Source organism: Plectonema cf. radiosum LEGE 06105 (assembly GCF_015207665.1).
Classification (GTDB): domain Bacteria; phylum Cyanobacteriota; class Cyanobacteriia; order Cyanobacteriales; family Nostocaceae; genus Rivularia; species Rivularia radiosa_A.
In genome coordinates this window covers 1-20,305 of sequence record NZ_JADEWL010000040.1, presented here as the reverse complement: position 1 = coordinate 20,305, position 20,305 = coordinate 1, and the positions used below count along the sequence as shown (strand labels likewise).

Here is a 20,305-nt window from a genome sequence, read left to right as displayed (position 1 = left end):
AGCTGCACTAACAGTATGCCTACCTATCCAAAATGTATTGATTGCCCAAGTAAAAACTTAAACTAAAACGCGATCACCTTTAAAGGAAATCGCGAGAAGCAAATGGTGTTGATACTCATAATAGCCGTTGATTTACTTAGTGGCTATTGTAATAATTTGTCTTAAATATGCTAAACAAGTCCAGCGACAATTGCAGCAGCCATCTTATCGGCGTTAAATAGCTGCATATCTTTCGCGCTATCGCAAAAACAGCATTCGACTAAAATCGCAGGCATTGATGTATTTTTCACTACATACAGCCTACCACCATCCTTTACACCCCGGTTGTAATGCCCAAGAGCAGCAATTTGAGTAACGACGCGCTTGGCGATTGCTTTCCCAGTAGCACTGACTGCAAAGACTTCGGTACCGTAAGCTTTTCGGTTAAAAGCGTTGAAGTGTATACTGCAAAAGACATCTGCTCTAGAAGCGTTCGCTGCTGCAACTCTTCGTCTAAGAGAATCACCGACAGAAGTTGCATGACTTGGTTTACATTCCACAACATCATGCCCGGATTTTCGCAGTCGGTAAATGACATTCTCTCCAACAGCCATAATTAAAGAATTTTCAGTTCTGATGCCAACAGCACCACCGTCACATGAGACGTTATGACCGAGGTCAATTGCAAATTTCATAGGTTATCCTTTTGTTGTTGAATTAATTTGTTAAATGAGAAAACTGATTAAAAAACTCGAAGATTATGAAAACTGGTTAAGGCAATTACTCGAATATTTATTTCAAAGGATGATCACCTTAATAGATATGTATGACGACATTTTTGGTTATCCGTGGGGAGGAGTGATGCTTTCCAGTATTGTTTGGCTCGCGGTCTTGTTCTGCTTACTCCAATGGGTGCTTACTGTCGCGGGTTGAGTTGCCCAAAGTATCCGCCCAAGCCAAAAGAAACTATCTCACCAAATTTCGGACGGAAGTTCTTATCAATTACAGCTAACCCGACTCCGCCCAAAACCAAAGACAAAACAACCAAACTTCTAACACTTAACTTCTGAAGTTCTGGGAACATATTATTAGTCCTCTTTTTTAAACTTGGCTTTGATATTAAGGGTTGATTTTATCTCTAAGATGTCTCTTTCCGTGACATCAAACCTATGGTCTATTTCTGAAAGAATTGTATTCAGGGAATGTTGTATCTGGTCGTAATTACGCTTTAAATGGCTAAAGTCTCTTTCTAATCCATACCTACGTTTTTCGGTATTTGCATACCAAAAAGCGATTGCAGCTAGAGTACTAGCTAAAGTCAGTACCAGGCTACCAACTGCAATCAAGTCTTTTATGTTGTTCATTTCAAATTATTAACAGTTGATTTTAAACAACTATTTAGCAGAAAACTCAGTAAAGCTAATATTGGTTTCTTCTGAAGCTATAGCCCAAACTTCTCCTTGATAAATACCTACATTGCTTTGAGGTAATTCACTGTTGTAGTTAGCCGGAATTTTTTCTAAAGTAACAACAGGCTGAAGAGTTTCGTTAAAAGCAGTTGCCAGTATTACCGCTTGTCCAGTAGTCCTTACAACTAACTTCTGTCTTCCAATATTTGCGCTTAAAAGCTTTACTGGCTTATCTTTTAAAAGTTTTACTTCCCCAGAGATAGGGACTAATGAACCGCTGTATAAACGTGGGTATAAAGCCATAATTATTCCTTCTAAATTTATATTGCCAAAACGAGATTGTATATAGTTGAGATAATCGTCCTGTGCGTTCTCGCTGTAGAAAAATTCTACTTCAATACGCCAAGTTACCCTTGATTCATCCAAACGCTTAAAAGCCAAGCTATGCTCGCCTAAACCAACAGGAAAATAGAACTGAAATATTTCTGAATCGTCGCGATACCCAAACCTTTTGTTATCAAAAGTCGTAATACCAAAGCTATCTTTAAAGGCTTGTGCTATTGCTCCTTTTAAATAGTATTTATTTGATTGAAGTATCTTAAAATGTTTGATTCTAAAAAGCTCAGCTTCAACTGGTTTAGTTAAAGTCCAATTGTTTGTTATATAAAAAATTCCTAGCTTTTCCCAAGGCATTTTTAACGCCCGTATTCAGAAATATCATCAACTTTCTTTTCAAGTCTTGCTAAGTCTGCAATAACTTTTTGTAAGTCAACATCAACAGCATCTGTTAAGTCTCCAGTGTATTTCCAGACCTGCAATTTAATGTCTCTATGCCACTTAGCAAAAGTAAATTCAAGTGCATAAGTTTCAGCTTGATATTTACGGAAATCCAATAACACCGGACGGGATAAACCAATCTTCCATTCTCCAACTGAAGTTAATTGCCTATTAACAAAAGCCCCGCTGTAAAAATAAGCTTGGCACCATCCAGCTAACCACCAATTGTAGTTAGCTGTCCGGTTTTCAATCAAAGCTACACATACTGGAGTATTAAGCCTAAAAGCTACAGGATTAATTGGCTGAAACTTATTACTATTGCCTGGAAATTTTCGAGCTTTGAGCGTTGATGTTTTGATCGATGCCCAATTCCTAGGACTAAGTTTAAGCCTTGTCATCTATTTTCCAGCAACTGGGTAGCTAACTCCATCTTGAGTAACAAAAGACTCCGGCTTGTTTTTTGAGGCAGTTTTTAGAAAGGCTCCTATTTTTGATATCGTCATGCCTGCGGGCATAGGCATTTGATAGTATTTAGTTACACCTTTTTTACCCTTCAATTGTGTCGGAACTTTGATATGCCCTTGTCCTATTGCACCACGAACAGGAGCGGTTCTTCCTCCCTTCCCTTTTCTGGTGACAATCGTATTTTGCACGCCTGGGAACTTAAAATAATCAGCGTGCTTTTTGAGCATATAAGAATAAATAGCTATACCTTTGCTATCCTTTCCTACAGCTACAGTTACTCTTGGTCCTAGTTTTTCTGCCATTCTTTTTAATTATTAGGGAATGTAATCAGTTGCTGTTACTACGGGTTTCCCATTTGCGTCCAAAGTAAAAGTAACAGGTAAGGTTGCTGTTACTGAAGCAACGTTGGTCTCCGCATCAAAAGATACTGTTACGTTATTTGGTCTGGTTTCTTCGGGAACAGTTAGCTCCGCTTGCTGCAATAACATTGCAATTTGCAATAAACCAGCAGCAACGTTAGTTGCTTGAATGTCAGAGCCAGCTGATAACGGTGCAGGCATACTTAAACCCTTCTTTGGTAAGACTATAAACAGTTATGTATATAAATTATTGCATTGAAGATTATCAAGTCTTGAGAGAATATACTTAGAGATTGCCTGATTTTATACGCGAATATATATATTCGCGTACTTGGTCATTGATTTGTAAAAAAATCAAAAATAGTGCCTCCACAAGGGTTGAGCGCCCCCTTCTTTTCCGTTTGGATAAAAATCGGCTCTTGTTGGTTCCATGTCTTCAGCTTTTACTTTACGTTTAGTCGCTTGAAAATTATTGGTATGATATTTTCGTTCGACATATTTTAATAAATTATTTTTTATATATCTTTCTGCCACTTCATAGGAACTAGCGTGAATAGTAATTTTTGAATTATCTTTTAAAACCAAAGTACATCCATAAAGACCTTTTTTGTATTCAGCTATAGCAGGACTTCTAGTGCCATTGTAATGAGGAATATAAACGGGATAATTCCCTCCACCTTTTTTGTTTTTTACTCTAAAAATTATTGCAAGTTGAGGAATATCATCACCGGGCTTAATTACCCAAGAATTAGGGATAGTGGCAATAGCATCACTTTTTGTTAATTTTTCTAAATTCCCATTACTTACCCAAAAGAACAAGAATTTAAGTAATATTAATTGCGCGGTATCCGTTTGCTTAATAAGTAATTCTTTGTAGATATTTTTTTTTGAAGGTTTTAGTTCTTTCTTCGCAATTTCTCGATTAACCTGTATGTTGTGGTACTTACTAATTACTCTTTGAAGACGCGAAAAATCATATTTACTCATGTTACGCTACATCAGTATCATTGACGGTAGGAAGCTTTAAGCTAGAGCGTTCTTTGTCTTCTTTTTTAGTTTCCGATTCACTAAGTTCTTTTATTCCTTTTTTAATTTCTTGAGTATTTTTAATTAGCTCCTTAGCGTTATCACTAACTTCAAGAACTTCACTACTAACTTGCTCAATAGCATCAGCGGCTTCTGTTATATTAGTTATCCTAGTAATAATAGGATTGCTAAAATTATTATCTTCATTCATCCATCCAAAAGCTTTTTCCGATAAAACTCCAAACCATCTTAAAGCATTACCAATCCGGCTAACTCTATCACCTATTACGTCAAAAGCGCCGTACACGCTATTAAACATACTGGTAATGTTGTTTAAAGCATTTTGCATTGATTGATAAATTCGGTTGTATTTGTTAAAAGTAGCTTTTGTGTTTTCCCATTGTTTAACACCAAATAATTTTTTAGCCATGTTATCAAAGAAGGTACTTACAGCTTTACCTGTATCGATATCAACCCCATCAATATCTTTAAAAAATATATTCGCTACATTATCAATAGTTGAGAATAAAGTACTTCCTAAGTTAGTACTTAACATCATCGCGTTGTGAGTCGTGTTAACCCAGACGAGGATATTCATAACGCGGTCAATTTTTAGCCATTCGGCAAATTTATTAATTCGTTCTAAATTTTTACCTACAGCAGCGGATAAGCCACCTGTAACTTGAGCGCCCATCTTTAAGTCAATCTTTTGAAGTAACGCGAGTTGTGCAGCATTAGCACCCGCGTTAAATTTATCGAGCAAATTCTTGCCCCAGTTGTTTGTATTTTGGTTAATTGTATTCGCAGCACTCCCCAGTGCATTGCTCATACATCCCCCCGGTGCAGTACTGCGACATACTCCAGCGTTTGCAGCTGCTTCTATCTGTTGCCCCGTCAAAGGCTTGGGCATTTGCTGTACCGTCTGTGATGGTACTCGTGCAATTAATGGGGGAATTGCAGTTATTTTGGCAATTATTGCGTTGTATTGATCTTGATTCATATCTTTTGCGTCCTTACCGTCCTTACCATCCCTTCCGGGTAGTCCGTCTTTACCTGGAGCGCCCGCAAGACCCGGTTTACCATCCCTTCCTGGCAATCCGTCTTTACCTGGAGCGCCCGCAAGACCCGGTTTACCATCCCTTCCTGGCAATCCGTCTTTACCTGGAGCGCCCGCAAGACCCGGTTTACCATCCCTTCCTGGCAATCCGTCTTTACCTGGAGCGCCCGCAGGACCAGGCTTAGCTTTAGTTGTAGCGGCATTTCTTGCAAGTTCGTAAGCTCTATCAAGAATTCCTCTACTTTGACGTACCTCGTACAAAGCGTCATTCCCCAATTTTCTGGCTTCTTCTGTTCTCTTTATAAGCTCGGAATTTTGAGAAGCCACGTTGTTCGTAAGTGAAGTTACGCTATTAAAAAGCCCGTTTATTTCTCCGGCAAGTTTTTGTCTGCCGGCGCGAGTTTCGTATAGTGCATCATTTGATTGTTTTTTCGCAGCTTCAGCTAGCTCTCTTGCTTTGGTCGCTGATGCTTGAGATGCCCCAGCTTCGGCAAATAATTTATCCTTTTGATCTTTGAACTGTTTGACAAAATTATCAAAATCAGCCCTTAATCTTCTGATTTTAAAAACATTCTCTATGCCTCTCTGAAAAGCGTCTCCAACATCTTTTTGTATGAACCTATCTTTTTTAAATTCGACTTCCTGTAGCGTACCTATTTGATTAATTGTCAGAAGAGACAAACCAACGGAAGCAAGACTTAAGCCAATACTAATTGCATTAGCCATGTTGCCGTTGACTTTTTTGAACTCTCCTTTTTTTAGGTTATCTGTAACGTTTTTAGCGTCATTCGCTGCTTTTTTTGCGGCTTCAATCGCTTTTTGTTTCGCTATTACTTTTTTTTCGGTTGCAAGGCTTCTAACTCGGTTCAAGTTACTCACCTTAGTTACATTAGTTAAGCCATTGCTAAAAGAGCGATAAAAGTTTTTTTGAATGTTCAACAACTCGCTAAAGTTGTTGGGCATTTGCGTATAAGAGGGAATGGGAGGAATAGCCATAGTTATTTAAAAACAGAAAATATTTTAAAAAAGCTTTTGAGAACATTATTAATTTGCTTTCCAGCATTATCAAGGGCATTAATATAGCGCTCAATTGCAGATACTTGCTGCTTCAATTGCTGTAACTGTTGTTTAGTTTGATTATCATTGCTTCGGTTTCGGTCATTTCCAGAAGCAGAAAATATCTCTTTCTCAATCTTACCTATTCTATTCTCGTGATTGTTAACACGAGGAATGATGTTTTTAATATCTTGGTCTAAGGCACTAACTTTATTACTAATACTCCCTATTTGATTTTTCAGCTGGTTAATTTGTTGCTGCAACTTTTCGCAACAATCACATTTATTGGCACAGTTTAAAGCTTGTTGTAAATTGCTAATTGTTCCAGATGCCATTTATATATAAACCTTTTTTATTTGCAATTTATTTGTTTTAATTTATTTGCAAGGTCTTGTATTTTCTGCCACTCATTTTTACTTAGACACTTGCCTGAACATCCCTCCCCACAAGCCACTTCACATTCATCTAATCCGTTGTAAATTCCCGGTGTATTGTACACTTCGGCTTTAATGCAGGCACCGTTAATACAGTCGTATTTTTGCGTAGTTTCATCAATTTCGCAGGGTGATAATTGATTTACCTTAAAATCAAGTAATACAAACCCATTCCAGCCATCCCCTAAAAAAGTCTCACCCTTGGAATGGGTTAAATAAAGGTCGTCTCCTCCATTTTTGAAAATATGTCCATAAGGAGGGCTAAAACAGCCGTTTACTTGGTAAGTTAAGTTGTAAGTTGTCTCGTCGCCGTCTTCAAAGCGCCAAGGTGCATCTACAGAGATAGTCCATCCAGACATTAATAATCATCCGGGCTTAAAATGCCAGCTGTATCAACCTTGGCAAGGCTGACTGTCATCGAATCAGTACGGTAGGTTGTATTGTCAACACCCCGACTTAAGAAACTGGATAAACCAGATTCAATCAAAACGCTTTGATCAATATTCGTATCAAAGTTAGTTTGATTTAAATAGCTTCTTGCTTTTAAAAGAAGCCCAACAAGTAGGCTTTCTGCTGTATTGTTTGCTGTCGCTGTTAAACCAGTAAGATCGGCTTTTGTAATTGTCAAAGTAAATTCATCTTGAATAGCGTTTGCGCCAAATACGTCCTGGAGTGTTGGTTCTGCCATGTTAGAAAGCACTAATTTATACAACTGACTGTTATAGCAAAAAAACGTCAAAATCGGTTTTTGACGCGTGCGTTAGTCAAGAGTTAGGCAAATTTTTAGTAAATCTTGATAGCAATCCAGTGATACGAGGAGTTACACGTCCTCGCATCTCGTGACTGAAAATCCTCGTGTCACGAGTTCAAGTCTCGTTCCTGGCATACAATACAAAACCCCTAGCAGCTAACGCTTCTGGGGGTTTTTTAATACCACAAAAACCCCGTTTCAGCCATTTACGGAGGTGTAAAGGTGGTGTAAAAAATAGCCACGTTGGACATATTTGGACATGGTTGGCTAAATTTTGGGGGTAAATTGGGGGTAAATAATCGCGTGCAATTTCACGCTATTTTAGGAGTTCCCCGTGCCAAGCGAATCTTCCAAACGCAAATCGTCTAAAGGTACTGTTCAAATTAAAATCTCAAACGAACGTCTACAGCTTGTCTTCCGTTACGCCGGACAACGTTATTATCTATCAACTGGGTTTTCAGATACGGTAGCTAACCGCAAGCTCGCAGAAATGAAAGCGAGGCAAATTGAGTTAGATATTTTATCGGAGAATTTCGATCAAACTTTAGGCAAGTACAAGCCAGAATCTTTAAAGCCTTTAGTTAAAGCATCTACACCACCTCCACAACCAACAGAAGTAGCTGCATCCTTGGTTGAGTTGTGGGAAAGTTATATTGATTTCAAACGTAGTAGTTTGTCACCCAGTACGTTAGCTAAAGACGTTAAAAGAGTTCGGATCTGCATCAATGTCCATCTACCTTTCAAAACCCTTGATAAAGCAGTAGCAATTCGAGATTGGTTAGTTGCTAATAAAACTCCAAATTCTTGCAAACGGATGTTAACCCAAATTTCAGCTTGCTGCGATTGGGCACTTAAGTCTGGGCTGATTGAAGAAAACCCCTTTGGGGATATGGCAAGCGATATTAAGATTCCCAAAGCTTCAAAGGAAGATGCTGACATTAATGCATTTACTCAAGAAGAGCGCGACAGGATTATCCAAGCATTTAAAGATAGCCGCTATTACAAGCATTATGCGCCTTTGATTGAATTTCTGTTTCTTACAGGTTGCAGACCATCAGAAGCTGCTGGTTTAGAGTGGAAGCACGTTGCTAACGACTTTAGTTTTATTCGTTTTGAACAAGCCGTGGTGGTTTCTGAATCGGGATTAACCTGTAAAAAAGGTTTGAAAACTCAGAAGAAGCGAGTCTTCCCTATCAACAATCGTCTAGCAACTTTGCTCAAATCAATTAAAGCTGCTTGTGATGATGCAAAAGTGTTTCCTTCTTTAGAAGGAAGATGGATTGATATTCATAACTTTACGGCGAGAGGTTGGAAAGCAACTCTAAGAGAGCTAGATGGTATTGAATATCGCAAGCTTTACCAAACTCGACATACCTTTATTACCTTGGCATTGAAGAATGGAATGGATGTTAAGGATGTGGCAACTTTAGTGGGTAATTCGCCAGAGATAATTTACCGGCACTACGTAGGGCAAAGTCGAGAGATTGTAGTGCCAGATTTTTGAGTTGGGGAAAATACGATAACCACTATTTAGAATGGCTACTAATATCTTATGCTGTTTTAAATTTACCCAGGTAAATTACGTCTTTTCGTGCTGCTCTGCAACTTCATCAAATGTCCTGTAATGACCCCAACCCATGAAATCATATCGCTTTTGTTGAGCTTCATTCCAGGAGGAAGCTTCAATAATACAAACCAATTTAGCATCGGCAGCTAAACTGTTTCTGGCGCTATTATTGTCAGCATTGAAAAAAGTGTCTGAGCCTTCAGTTGCAGACGACCAAAGTTCGTATTTTTTATTTTCCATTCGTCATCTTCATGAACTGCCGAGAAACAGCTATGCCCAATCCAAAGATAAATATTATTGCACTGTAACGCAATAGGGTAAATAATTATGGAAAGTAGGAGATTCTAACCAATTTTTACCGGAACTGTTAAATCCCACATTTAAAGGATACTTTGAAGCAGATTGATAATGCAGTTGGTACTTTTGAAAATCCTTGATTATTACTAAACAACACGAGAAACTATTAATTCTTAGCGCGATTGTTACGTTTGTAATTGCTTGGCAAACTTGCATGATACGTATCAATCGCCCGATGATGAGCGATTGGATCGTGACGATTATGTAACCAATCTTGGATTAATTCAAGATTATAAAGAATACAGCGACTATTAACTCTTACCCAGTGACTTCCCTCAATCCACGTTCCATCCAATCGATATTTTTTGAGCGTAGCGCAACTTAAACTTAGCTTCTCTGAAGCTAAATGTTTATTAGCAAACTGAAACATCGTGTTTTGTTCCTAAATACAATAACTATGTAGGCACCAAGCGAGTATTGAATTTCTGATTTTACAATTAATTACTTGTGAGTAAAACTTGCACTCACGCTCATTATTAAAGTCTCAAATTTTAGTTTCAACACCACAAAAACGAAAAAATATTGACTTCAAATAAGATTCACGGCTCTTTAATTATCCGAATCGAGCAACTAAATAACACACCATCATTTCCTCTGAATTATTTATATCTCCGTTGGCTTTTTTTGGCAATTTTTTCGTGATGAAATAATTTCCAGCAAAAATCAAGCTGTATCTTATTGTGACTATTTATTGTAATTTTATACGTAGCCATCATAGACATTGATATTCATCATAAATACTCAAATCAAGGGATACATTGATAGTAGATAATTAGACACTCAATAATAAAAGTGCCTAATCATATAGCTAATAACCGAATACTGAACTTGATCTAGATTTTTAAGACCATTTCTCTAAAATTTCCCAAATTCTTAATATCAATAGCTTATATCGGTTTATTCTACTGATTCTGATTGAAATATTTAAAAAATATAAAATGAATTAGCTAAGTTTATGTGTAATATTTTTTACGGTGGATATTTATAGAAAATCGTCCATCATAATTTTATTTTCTTGCTGATTTGAATAGGTATTTATCAAAAAATATAAATGGATAATTATGAAACTAGCAAGCAGATTCATACTTTTATTTCTAATTCAAGTAAGACAAAAATGAAAACAACATAGCATATAAAAACAGAAGATTCTCGTTTACGTAGTTATATCTAAAATCTACTAACAAGTATTTGTATCAAATATCGTAAAGATGAGAATACCGAATACATTTCATGTATTTATCTAATAGGCATTAGTAAATAAAGAATGATTTTTTATTCCTTTTGGATGATTTGTTTTTAGCTCAATACATTCAATATTTGGTTGGGAGTATTAAGCGCAACTGATAAAATTACTTAAAACTCTTCTGTTTTGTTTGAATAAGCGGGTGCATATTTTGTATTCAAGCACAACAACTATTCGGGTGCGAGTTTCACGCTCAGTCTGAACATAAAAACGATAAGAAATCTTGCTCAAATTAGCTCGGACGTTCTTTGTAATTCTGGGATTAACTTGAAATGTACGCAATGCCTGCTTTACTGCGGGAGCAAGGCAGTATTGCGAATTGTTTATAGCGTTAAACTATTCTAGGTAATGCACAAGTGAATAATCTTATAAAGCAAGAAATACTGGCTCAACTGGAGTCAGAAGAACAGTTTCCTGTGGATTTCGATATTTATTGGCAATGGTTGGAATTCAGTACAAAGGGTAATGCAAAACGGGCATTTGAAAAAGCTGGATTTACTATGGGGGCAAGACTTTGACCATATTATCCGAAATGATAATATGGTTAAACGCTCTCAGGGAGGAGGCGTTCAGTTAGAAAAACTGATGCTGACAATTGACTGTGCTAAGTCATTTGCAATGATGGCACGAACAGAAAAAGGTCGGGAAGTAAGAAAGTGGTATTTGCAATTAGAAAAAGAATGGCGTTCCCAAAAACAGAAAATACCGCAATTTGGCTTAGAGATGAACCAGCAATTATCCAAGGTATTAGAAATTCAATGTCAAATAGAATGTCAACAACGTATACTTTTACTTTTGGCTAAAACTGAACATTTAACTGAGTCCTTTGAAGCACACGATAAATGGTTACAAGGTATAGATGCAGAACTTGACCGTATCGAATCGCCCAAAGGTCATTATTTCACAGTTGTTGGTTACGCAAATCTTAATAAAATCAAACTTGGTAAAGCACAGGCAAATAGTCTTGGAAGAAAAGCATCTGCTTACTGTCGCAAAAATGGAATGCGAAAAGAAGAGGTTTTTGATTCAATGTTTGGAACTGTTGGTAACTATCCTCAAGAAGCATTGGAATTTATTTTTCAGTCAGAAGGGCTGCTGAATAATCAATAGTTGATAGCGATAGCGTATGCGTAAGCGCAAATCCACGTAATGTCCCCGAAGGGGAAAGCGAGTAAGGCAAGCAGATCGCTCTTTTCAGATCGGATTATCGAAAACAACAGCAAAATCCACTCCCAAGTAAGAATCAAATTCCATGTCGAGAAATCATAAAAAGGGCAGATATTCAAATAAGCAGCAGCCTTGTCCAGTTTGCGGTAACAGGTCTGGTAGTTGTAAACTAAATGACGACGGTAGCATTTATTGCTACCACTCCACACCAAATTCCATACCATCTAGTTATGTCCATATTCGAGAATTATCAGATGGTATGGGACATTCTTTCATCTCTTCTTACGTAGTTGATGAATTATTAAGGGCAACGGCATTACTTCAAAGTCAGGGAAAAAAAGCAACCTACAAGAGAATAGCTGATTTAACAGGGCGACCTTCTTCATGGGCATTCGCAGTTCAAAAAGCTTATCCTTCACAATTTCCTTTGGGGAATGGATTGAAAAATAATTATTGTACTACGCTCCCTAAAACCAAGAAGCAAAACAATCAACCTCCTCCAACGGATAAGAACGATTTTTCAGTGCCGTCAGTTCTAAGTGAGGAGGAACGAGATAAGCAATATCGTTCGGTATTAAACCAACTTCAATTAAATGAAACTCACCGCAATCACTTAACAGATGTACGTGGATTGGGAGAGTTTATTGACTTTATTGGTTTTCGTTCGTGGTCGAAACAACTTGTAAAAAATGTCAGCGCCGATTTACCTGGTGTAGTTACAATAGATGGCAATTTATATTTATGCGGACAATCTGGGCTATTTCTCCCAATTAATAACGAATTAGGACAAATCATCGCTTTTCAAATCCGCCCAGAGGATACAAGTAATGGTAAATATAAATGGGGTTCTTCTGCACAAAAAGGTGGGAATGGTCCTCGCTTGGATAATCAGGAAATGCCACTTGCATTCTGCCGTCCGGAATCGGTTCAAATATCCTCAATTGGTTTAGCAGAGGGAGTTTTGAAGGCTTGGTCGGTTGCTTGCAATCTTCAACAAGTAATTATCGGAGCGTCTGGAGCAGCATGGGATTGTAGCCCTAAGTTGCTAAAACGTTATTTAGAAAAAACTGCAAGTGAACAAAATACTTCATTATCAAACTTAGTTATCGATTTATACGTTGATGCGGGAATGCTCTTGAATCAACACATCATGCTCCGTTACCACGAAACAATCAAATTATTGCAGGAATGGGAATGTTTTATTCGTATTGCTTGGTGGGGACAATTTGGTAAAGATGACCCGGATATTGACGACCTGATTATTCAAGGGAATCGTCATACTATTACTTACATTTCAATTGACGAATGGATGAAACTCTGGTCTGATGACATCCGAAATTATTTACTATATAACTCAGCACAGTTTAATACCCAAGATTGGTCATCACCAGTGCAACATCCATATCGGTCAGAGTTAGGTTATTGGAAGAAAGTGAATACAGAATGGAAATGGATTCCTAAAGCAGGTTTTAGTTTCGTTGTTGAGCGAGAATTAATAGGAACTAATGATAACTATGGTGGATTAGTTTTACAAGTAAAACGTACTTATGACCCGCCCAACGAACAGCATCGGGTAGTGGTTCCTGCCGAAGCACTGAACAAAATCACGGATTTTATCAATTGCTTATCTCGTGCAACTGGTAAAGTCTATTTCGTTAACAAATTAAAACCAGAGGAACTTCACCAGTATTTGCACAAAGAATTATCCGCATACCGTGAGCGTGGAGGCAAGCCGTATAAATTATCTGAACGTCTTGGTCGGCAATCGGATGGAACTTGGGTGTTCCACGACTGCCAAATTTCTAAAAATGGAGACTTAGTTACTGAAGAAGAATCAGGTTGGGTTCTCAATGAAAGATTAATTGCCTCCGAAAAGATTCCGGTTCCTAAAATCAATACGCAACCAGAGCCAAACGTATTGCCACGTTTGGTTAATTCCATGCGTAACTTCTTGGGAGCATCCGGCTTTATGCCAGCTTTGTTTACGGCAGCATTCTCTGTAGCTGGCTTGTTTTACGATAAAATCCAACATGAAGAAGGATTTTTCCCCGTTTTAGGACTTTACGGAGATGCGGGGACGGGAAAAACACTCGCAGCAGTTACTGCACTTTCTCTGTTAGGTTTTGACCATAGAGCCAAGATTAATAAAGCATCTGAAAGTGCTTACCACGAACGATTTAAGCTTATGGGTGGGTTAACTCAGTTCCTTGATGACCCAGACATTGCTCAAATTTCTTGGGTTTGTCAACAAATCAAAACTCAATTCGGTGGGGGTTCTCGTTCTGTACGAGAAAATAATCAAGACCCTCACAGTGCGTTAATTGTCGCTTCCAATTATTCGATTGGTGATGATGACCCAATAATTCTGTCACGGTTAATTCGATTGGAGTTTGCAGGAACCCCAAATCCTGCCGCTTTCCCAGAATTGCGAGCAATGTCCCGTATCTGCTCCTGTACTTTACCTAGTTTAATAAAACTTGGTTACGATCAAAAAGGGATTAAAGATTTAGAATTGCAGCTAATCGCGAAGTTACCCACAGCACACGCAAGGTTAGCGTCAAGTTTGGCATTGATTGGTTATTACGCTTTGAAATTAGCTCAATTAAGTGGTGTTATTAGCGAAGAAGAGGTTTGGGCTTATTTGAGCTTATTATGCGGTGAAGCTAATGAGGATGAATCTAAGAAACCCTCGTTGGATGATTTTGTAGATAAATTATTAGTGCTGCGATCGCAAACTGAAGTGGGTGAGTGGAACTGTCGTTTAATTACCGAGGATGGCAACCCAGAAAACGGAAATTACAAATCTTTGGCTGTTTACCTACATGGGGTTTGGTCGTTGATGTCTCGCTATTTTAAAAATAACCTGCCCTACAGTCAAAAAATGATTCGGCAGCAAATAGAGAAATTAGGAGGCAAGACTTATAGTAAGCAGAAATTCCATTGCGATCGCGATTCTTCGATAACCTACCAACGGCTGAAAGTTAATGTTAGGGCTGATGTGGATGGGGAGATTATTTTACCGAAAGCGCCAGAGATGGTAACTCGTAGTTGTGTAGAAATTCCCATTGAGTTACTCCAAGAGCGATTATCTGGCTTTGAATCAGATTTTGAGCGATGGGATGTTACGAGAAGGCAATCTCGATAAAAAACAATTTACTATTTCTTCCCACTGCCAACTCAACTGCCCTCTGCTTTTCTTTGATAAATGCCAGTTACTATAAGAGCCAAACAAGTAATATGCCTTCATGCCCAAAGAGTAGTAACTACCTACAATCATTACAGGATAAGTATTTTAACCAATTATCAAGCTTTAGTTACTACAGTTGATAAATAATCATCGCAAAATATCGAGATATCAAAAACGGCATGAAAAAACAAACTTCCGTTTAAAAAACTCTTTCATTGCCTAAAATATAAATAAATCCCCCATTTTATAAAAAACTGATAATTAAAGAAACAAGAACTTTATTCTCAATTGTTTAATTGTTAATTCAGGCATTCTTGCCCTCCGCAGTTGCTTCAAGCGGGGGAACCCCGCCAACGCACTGCTCTCTTAATTTATTTATGGAGATAAATTTAAACAGTCGCGGAGTTCAAGCCCCTGGATTTATCCGTGGGGCAATAATTGCGTTGGCGTAGCCTCTCCCTATGGAAGAAATTGCGTTGCTTGCTTCTCGCGATAGCGAGTATTGATAATTGCGAATTGTGTTGACTCCTGGCTCCTCAATTCTTATAAAGGTAAGATACCGCTTTCATGCGAACAGATAAAGTTATATCCTTGTGAATCAATATGATTCACATTTTTTTGCTATCAAGGAATAATTTTACGATTTTTGTATTTATTTACTATTTAAACAGTAATTACAGTAACGGTCGTAAAATAAACTCTGAAACTCCCTAATCATCAAGATTTTATTAGTTACTATTACATATTTTTTTTAATAAATTAGAGTAACTGTAATCAAAACTACCAATGCATAAAATATCATTGTTTTCTCTGTGTACTACAGAAGTCAACTTGTAACTTATAATCTCTAATTTAGACAGAAATACGTTAAAAAATGAAATAAAATATACATTTAATTCAATTTTTAGTCATCTATACATAGAATAAAAGTCATTTATTTAACTAAAAATCAAATTATTTAATTAGAGAAAAAAACAAGTTGAATATCTGACAATTGGATGATGTAAATACAATTGAGTAAGAGTTATCAAGTAAATAGAAAACTTTGTAATTCCATGAATTTATGCTTTTTAAAGCGTCTAAATTTTCTGAGTCATGCCAAGGAAACTATTGCATAAAACATTTGATTAGTATGCCCTTGGGGTACGCTACGCGAACGCCATTTATAATACGAACTGGTTTGTTTGTTGTATTGCTAGATTCAATTATCAGTCCGAGTTTGATTAGTTTTACTACGGCAGTATTTTTGATATCTGGAGCAGTCGCAATCGCTTGGCAACAGCAATTAGAAGCGTTATTTAAAGGCATTACAAAGTTTTCTCACCGATATAAGATAACTTCGTCTGTACTAACAGTTTTAGGAACATTCTTACTGTTAGATGCTTTCTCAACTCCGGTACAAGCGCAATTTTTTCAAAACGCAGAAACTTGGATGAGTGGGCAGTTTGCAGGTGCAGATGAAGCTATTGTTTTATCATTTAACGTACTGCGAGGATTGTTCATACTTTACTTAGGAATCTCTCTGGTAAAGGTGATTCAAGCTGCCCGCAACGATGAAGATTGGCAAAATTTAGCCAGAACACCAATGATTATTTTGATTGCAGTAACGGTTGGAGATATTCTAACCAACCTAATTATTGGAGGAGGAGGAGGGGGATAATTCGTAATTCGTAATTCGTAATTAAGTTTAATACAATACCTAGTAAAACAGGTGAATAATGGAGGGTAAGAAATATCGTAAAGTAAATGTGACTTTAGGCAAACAACCATCAATCGGACCTTTTCCCGCAGACCAATTAATTCCTTGGGCAATCATTAGCGCTATTTCCTATTACCTTGCTCACCGTTTATTAAGACTAAATTGGGTTTGGACTTGTTCTATAGCAGCTTGGGGAATAGCAACATGGTGGATTCTTACAGCCAATGGCGCTTGGCGAATTTTATCTAAATTTGTTGCAACTCCTAACTGGACAAGAGTGCGTTGTTTATACAAATCAATAATGAACTCAAAACAAGTAAAAAAATCAAAAAATAGTAAGTTCCACAGGTGAATTCCAAATCAAAAATTGGTAAAAGAATTGTTGAGAATGGAGAACAAAAAGTTCGATTAACACCTCTTGAAGATGCTTTTGCGCTAGTTACGATGTTGCAAATAAATCTACAGGGAAGGTCAGTAGGGGCTTATCTTCTACGCAAGGGAATTGACAACTATATAATTCAATTTGGATTTGAATGTACGGGTATTCATTCCACATTAAGAACAGAACAAATTGATCCGGTTTTTAATGCAATTGAATCGGGATTGAAAGATTTACCATCTGGGGAACGTTTAACTATCCGTCTGAGTTCATTTACCAACGACACCACGCGACAGCAGCAACTAAAAAATTTAAGCGACACCGCACCGAATATTGAACTGCAATTTCTCTTAATGGGAGAACGATGCAGAATACAACAACTAACAGAAAAAGGAGTTCGCAAACCAAAAACACTACGCCTTTATTGCACCTACACCATCGAAACGAACAGCACGGGTACAACTGATGCAATTGAAAAAATTCTCTCAAAAGTAGAGCGTTCTTGGAAATCATTTACCGGAGAAATCAACCAACTTCAATTCATCGCTATCGAACGACTAATACACACATCATTCACCGACGGGTTTCAACTATGGGAACAACTAATATCGAACAAAATGGGGCTAGATATCCGCCCGTTAGATGCCGAACAACTTTGGTTAGAACTTTGGCAGCGATTTAACAACACACCACACCGTCCGATTCCACAACTTTTAATTCTCGACGAAAACGGACTCCGAGAGGAAATTTACTCGGATATAGCTCCTACATCTTTCCTCATGGAGTCTTCTTCCTCAATTCCCATCGCAGATAGACGTTGGGTGCATCTCAAAGATAAATATATTGCAGCCCTTACCTTCGCGGATAAACCCGGTGGTTGGATTGATAAACAACAACAACTTCGTTATTTATGGGAGGTTTTATCAAGGGAAAGAGTTTACGACACCGAGATTTATTGTCAGCTGATGCGGGCTAATGAAACACTTGTTAAAACCAATATGCAGCGCTTGACTAAACAATCAAACACCTCTGCTGCATTAGCTCAAGACAAAAACTCGGTTGACGTAAAGTCTCTGCTGAACATCAAAAAATCCATTGCCGCACAAGAAGAACTCTATGAAGGTTCCGTTCCCATCCACGTCGCAACAGTGTTTTTGGTGTACCGTCAAACTCGCGAACAATTAGATGAAGCTTGTCGTTATCTCCAATCGTGCTTCCTACGTCCGGCTTGGGTTGTAAGAGAAACCGAATACCCTTGGCGAATCTGGTTACAAACTTTACCTATCGTTTGGGAACGCTTAATGACCGCACCTTTCAATAGAAGATTAGTTTACTTAAGCGGCGAAGTGCCGGGATTAATGCCGCTAGTAAGAACCAAAGCTGGTGATGATAGTGGTTTTGAGTTAATTGCAGAAGAAGGAGGAACACCTGTTGAATTAGACTTATACAATCAGCATAAGAACCTGGGACTATTTGCTACAACTCGCGCAGGTAAAAGTGTTTTAGCTTCTGGAATCCTTACTCAAGCCTTGGCATATGGAATGCCAGTAGTTGCGATGGATTATCCAAAACCAGATGGAACAAGCACCTTTACAGATTACACCCGATTTATGGATAAGGATGGGGCATATTTTGATATTGGGAAGGAATCAAGTAATTTATTTGAGTTACCAAACTTACGCTCTCTTCCTTCTAAATTGCAGCAAGAACGGTTTGAGGACTACAAAGATTTCCTCGCTACTGCAATTATGGCAATGATTGTAGGTAATCCTCGGGGTTCAGGTAGTACAGAACAAACTGTGCATACAGATTCTGTGCGTTCAATTATTGCTTTAGCTTTGAAGGCGTTTTTTGGTGATGATTTAATTCGGGACCGTTACGCGGCTGCTTATACCAATGGCTTTGGTTCAGATGAATGGTTTGCAATGCCCACACTGCATGACTTTTTAAGTTTCTGTTCTCATGAACGGTTGCAGCTATCTGATAATAGTGGCGATCGCACTTCGGCTTTAGAAACAATAAAGCTGCGTTTGCGATTCTGGTTATCATCGCGGGTTGGACAAGCTTTAGCACAACCTTCAACCTTCCGTAGTGATGCTCGACTTTTAATTTTTGCATTACGAAACTTATCCAATGACGAAGATGCGGCTGTTTTAAGCTTAAGTGCTTATAGTGCAGCGTTACGTCGAGCATTAGCAGCTCCTGCGAGCATCTTTTTCATTGATGAAAGTCCGATTCTATTTGAATATGACTCAATTGCGGCTTTGGTAGGCAGATTGTGCGCTAATGGTGCGAAAGCGGGGATTAGAGTAATTTTATCTGCTCAAGACCCAGATACGATTGCAAAATCTCCATCTGGCTCAAAGATTTTTCAAAATTTAACTACTCGGTTAATTGGGCGAATTCAACCCACTGCCGTTGATAGTTTTACAACGATTTTGAAATATCCTCAAGAAATTATTGCTCGTAATGCTACAGAAAGCTTTTTTCCTAAAAAGGAGGATTTGTACTCGCAATGGTTGCTCGATGATAACGGAATATTTATTTTTTGTCGTTATTATCCATCCCCTATTTTATTAGCAGTGGTAGCAAATAATCCCCAAGAACAAGAGCAAAGAACGCTTTACCTATCGAAGTATCCCTCGAAGTTTGTTGCGCTAAGTGAGCTTTCTAAACAATTAGTTTAAAACAAATAAATAGAGTGAATTTTATGAAATTCAAAAGGAGAATAGTAATATTTGTCGGAGCTTTTACAATTGCAACAATTGGTATTAGCAGTAGTGCTTATGCTTTAGAAATAAGTAATCCCTTAGTCGCATTAGTTGAGCAATGGCAAGAGCAAACCCGCTCTGTTGATAAATATATTTCCTCAATTATCTCTCGGAAATTAGATAATTTATCGGAGTCTTTGCAAGCGGATTTGCAAGCAGTAGTCGAAGAAGCTACTGGTGTATTAGGTTTACCAGATGCATCTGAAGTTAGAGAAGAAGTAGAAGTTAGGGCATCTGATAGTGATAATGCTGTAAATGGTGTTGATAAAGCAACCAATGAAGTAGACCGTCAAATAACCCGTGCCGATTCCAATACTACCTTGAGTAAAGAAGGTCAGGAAAATATGAAAGCACAAGTTGAAAAAACCCAAACATCAATTGAGACAGTTTCCGCTTTTTCTGATGCTGCTCAGAATGATGTAGTAACGCAAAATGTCATGAAACGTATTGCCCAACAAAATACTCAAATTACAGGTATTTTGGGTGCAATGCGAAGTGCGGCTCGTTCTAACTAGGAGCCTTCCTAAACAGAAGGGGTATAAGTTAGGTATAACTGATTAAAAGGTTATATAACTGTTTCTCGGATGTGGGTGATAGGCGTAAGCCGAGGCGAAGCCTTGAG

Annotated in this window: 22 protein-coding genes; 8 read left to right on the top strand and 14 right to left on the bottom strand. The window is 37.9% G+C overall.

The window, feature by feature from the left end; all coding sequences use genetic code 11:
* Nucleotides 1–170: 170 nt before the first annotated feature.
* From IQ247_RS13870 to IQ247_RS13815, 12 genes are all read right to left on the bottom strand, one after another.
* Nucleotides 171–674, bottom strand: a complete 504-nt coding sequence (locus IQ247_RS13870; RefSeq protein ID WP_193920875.1) for an N-acetylmuramoyl-L-alanine amidase — start codon at nucleotides 672–674, stop codon at nucleotides 171–173.
* 221 nt (nucleotides 675–895) lie between these two features.
* On the bottom strand, nucleotides 896–1,063 hold the full coding sequence (locus IQ247_RS13865) for a hypothetical protein (protein ID WP_193920874.1): 168 nt from the start codon (nucleotides 1,061–1,063) through the stop codon (nucleotides 896–898).
* 4 nt (nucleotides 1,064–1,067) lie between these two features.
* On the bottom strand, nucleotides 1,068–1,343 hold the full coding sequence (locus IQ247_RS13860; RefSeq protein WP_193920873.1) for a hypothetical protein: 276 nt from the start codon (nucleotides 1,341–1,343) through the stop codon (nucleotides 1,068–1,070).
* Between the two features lie 30 nt (nucleotides 1,344–1,373).
* Entirely contained in the window at nucleotides 1,374–2,081 is a 708-nt protein-coding gene (locus tag IQ247_RS13855) for a hypothetical protein (RefSeq protein ID WP_193920872.1), read from the bottom strand.
* Nucleotides 2,082–2,083: 2 nt separating this feature from the next.
* Nucleotides 2,084–2,563 carry a hypothetical protein gene (locus tag IQ247_RS13850; protein ID WP_193920871.1) on the bottom strand — a complete coding sequence of 160 codons (480 nt, stop codon included), beginning with the start codon at nucleotides 2,561–2,563 and terminating at the stop codon, nucleotides 2,084–2,086.
* Nucleotides 2,564–2,932 carry a hypothetical protein gene (locus tag IQ247_RS13845; protein WP_193920870.1) on the bottom strand — a complete coding sequence of 123 codons (369 nt, stop codon included), beginning with the start codon at nucleotides 2,930–2,932 and terminating at the stop codon, nucleotides 2,564–2,566.
* Nucleotides 2,933–2,944: 12 nt separating this feature from the next.
* Complete coding sequence (locus IQ247_RS13840) at nucleotides 2,945–3,190, bottom strand: hypothetical protein (protein ID WP_193920869.1); 246 nt, start codon at nucleotides 3,188–3,190, stop codon at nucleotides 2,945–2,947.
* Nucleotides 3,191–3,343: 153 nt separating this feature from the next.
* Complete coding sequence (locus IQ247_RS13835) at nucleotides 3,344–3,976, bottom strand: hypothetical protein (protein ID WP_193920868.1); 633 nt, start codon at nucleotides 3,974–3,976, stop codon at nucleotides 3,344–3,346.
* Nucleotide 3,977: 1 nt separating this feature from the next.
* The gene (locus IQ247_RS13830; protein WP_228059733.1) at nucleotides 3,978–6,068 is read right to left on the bottom strand and encodes a collagen-like protein; all 2,091 of its coding nucleotides are present in this window, start codon (nucleotides 6,066–6,068) and stop codon (nucleotides 3,978–3,980) included.
* A 2-nt stretch (nucleotides 6,069–6,070) separates the two neighbouring features.
* Nucleotides 6,071–6,463 carry a hypothetical protein gene (locus tag IQ247_RS13825; protein WP_193920867.1) on the bottom strand — a complete coding sequence of 131 codons (393 nt, stop codon included), beginning with the start codon at nucleotides 6,461–6,463 and terminating at the stop codon, nucleotides 6,071–6,073.
* A 17-nt stretch (nucleotides 6,464–6,480) separates the two neighbouring features.
* Nucleotides 6,481–6,921, bottom strand: a complete 441-nt coding sequence (locus tag IQ247_RS13820) for a hypothetical protein (RefSeq protein WP_193920866.1) — start codon at nucleotides 6,919–6,921, stop codon at nucleotides 6,481–6,483.
* Nucleotides 6,921–7,250, bottom strand: coding sequence for a hypothetical protein (locus tag IQ247_RS13815; RefSeq protein WP_193920865.1), 330 nt, complete (start codon nucleotides 7,248–7,250; stop codon nucleotides 6,921–6,923). The genes IQ247_RS13820 and IQ247_RS13815 overlap by 1 nt, the downstream gene beginning before the upstream one ends.
* A 397-nt stretch (nucleotides 7,251–7,647) precedes the next feature.
* On the opposite strand from IQ247_RS13815, the gene IQ247_RS33400 reads away from it, so the two are divergent.
* Entirely contained in the window at nucleotides 7,648–8,817 is a 1,170-nt protein-coding gene (locus IQ247_RS33400; RefSeq protein WP_193920864.1) for an Arm DNA-binding domain-containing protein, read from the top strand.
* A 75-nt stretch (nucleotides 8,818–8,892) separates the two neighbouring features.
* Here the strand turns inward: IQ247_RS33400 and IQ247_RS13805 are convergent, their stop codons facing one another.
* Together IQ247_RS13805 and IQ247_RS13800 are read right to left on the bottom strand one after the other, a co-directional pair.
* Nucleotides 8,893–9,120: a hypothetical protein gene (locus tag IQ247_RS13805; RefSeq protein ID WP_193920863.1), complete on the bottom strand. Its 228-nt coding sequence runs from the start codon at nucleotides 9,118–9,120 to the stop codon at nucleotides 8,893–8,895.
* A 223-nt stretch (nucleotides 9,121–9,343) separates the two neighbouring features.
* Nucleotides 9,344–9,607 carry a hypothetical protein gene (locus IQ247_RS13800; RefSeq protein WP_193920862.1) on the bottom strand — a complete coding sequence of 88 codons (264 nt, stop codon included), beginning with the start codon at nucleotides 9,605–9,607 and terminating at the stop codon, nucleotides 9,344–9,346.
* Nucleotides 9,608–10,836: 1,229 nt separating this feature from the next.
* On the opposite strand from IQ247_RS13800, the gene IQ247_RS13795 reads away from it, so the two are divergent.
* The 7 genes from IQ247_RS13795 (at nucleotide 10,837) to IQ247_RS13765 (ending at nucleotide 20,198) form a co-directional block, all read left to right on the top strand.
* Entirely contained in the window at nucleotides 10,837–10,998 is a 162-nt protein-coding gene (locus IQ247_RS13795) for a hypothetical protein (RefSeq protein WP_193920861.1), read from the top strand.
* Between the two features lie 22 nt (nucleotides 10,999–11,020).
* A complete protein-coding gene (locus IQ247_RS13790) occupies nucleotides 11,021–11,590 on the top strand; it encodes a hypothetical protein (protein ID WP_193920860.1) in 570 nt (189 codons plus the stop codon).
* 142 nt (nucleotides 11,591–11,732) lie between these two features.
* Nucleotides 11,733–14,792 (top strand): hypothetical protein, encoded by a 3,060-nt coding sequence (locus tag IQ247_RS13785; RefSeq protein WP_193920859.1) that lies wholly within the window; start codon nucleotides 11,733–11,735, stop codon nucleotides 14,790–14,792.
* A 1,222-nt stretch (nucleotides 14,793–16,014) separates the two neighbouring features.
* Complete coding sequence (locus IQ247_RS13780) at nucleotides 16,015–16,494, top strand: hypothetical protein (RefSeq protein ID WP_228059732.1); 480 nt, start codon at nucleotides 16,015–16,017, stop codon at nucleotides 16,492–16,494.
* Nucleotides 16,495–16,552: 58 nt separating this feature from the next.
* Nucleotides 16,553–16,885 carry a hypothetical protein gene (locus IQ247_RS13775; protein ID WP_193920857.1) on the top strand — a complete coding sequence of 111 codons (333 nt, stop codon included), beginning with the start codon at nucleotides 16,553–16,555 and terminating at the stop codon, nucleotides 16,883–16,885.
* Nucleotides 16,882–19,599 carry a putative type IV secretion/conjugal transfer ATPase gene (locus tag IQ247_RS13770; RefSeq protein ID WP_193920856.1) on the top strand — a complete coding sequence of 906 codons (2,718 nt, stop codon included), beginning with the start codon at nucleotides 16,882–16,884 and terminating at the stop codon, nucleotides 19,597–19,599. Before IQ247_RS13775 ends, IQ247_RS13770 begins: the two co-directional genes overlap by 4 nt.
* A 23-nt stretch (nucleotides 19,600–19,622) precedes the next feature.
* The gene (locus IQ247_RS13765; RefSeq protein WP_193920855.1) at nucleotides 19,623–20,198 is read left to right on the top strand and encodes a hypothetical protein; all 576 of its coding nucleotides are present in this window, start codon (nucleotides 19,623–19,625) and stop codon (nucleotides 20,196–20,198) included.
* The last annotated feature ends 107 nt before the right edge of the window (nucleotides 20,199–20,305 follow it).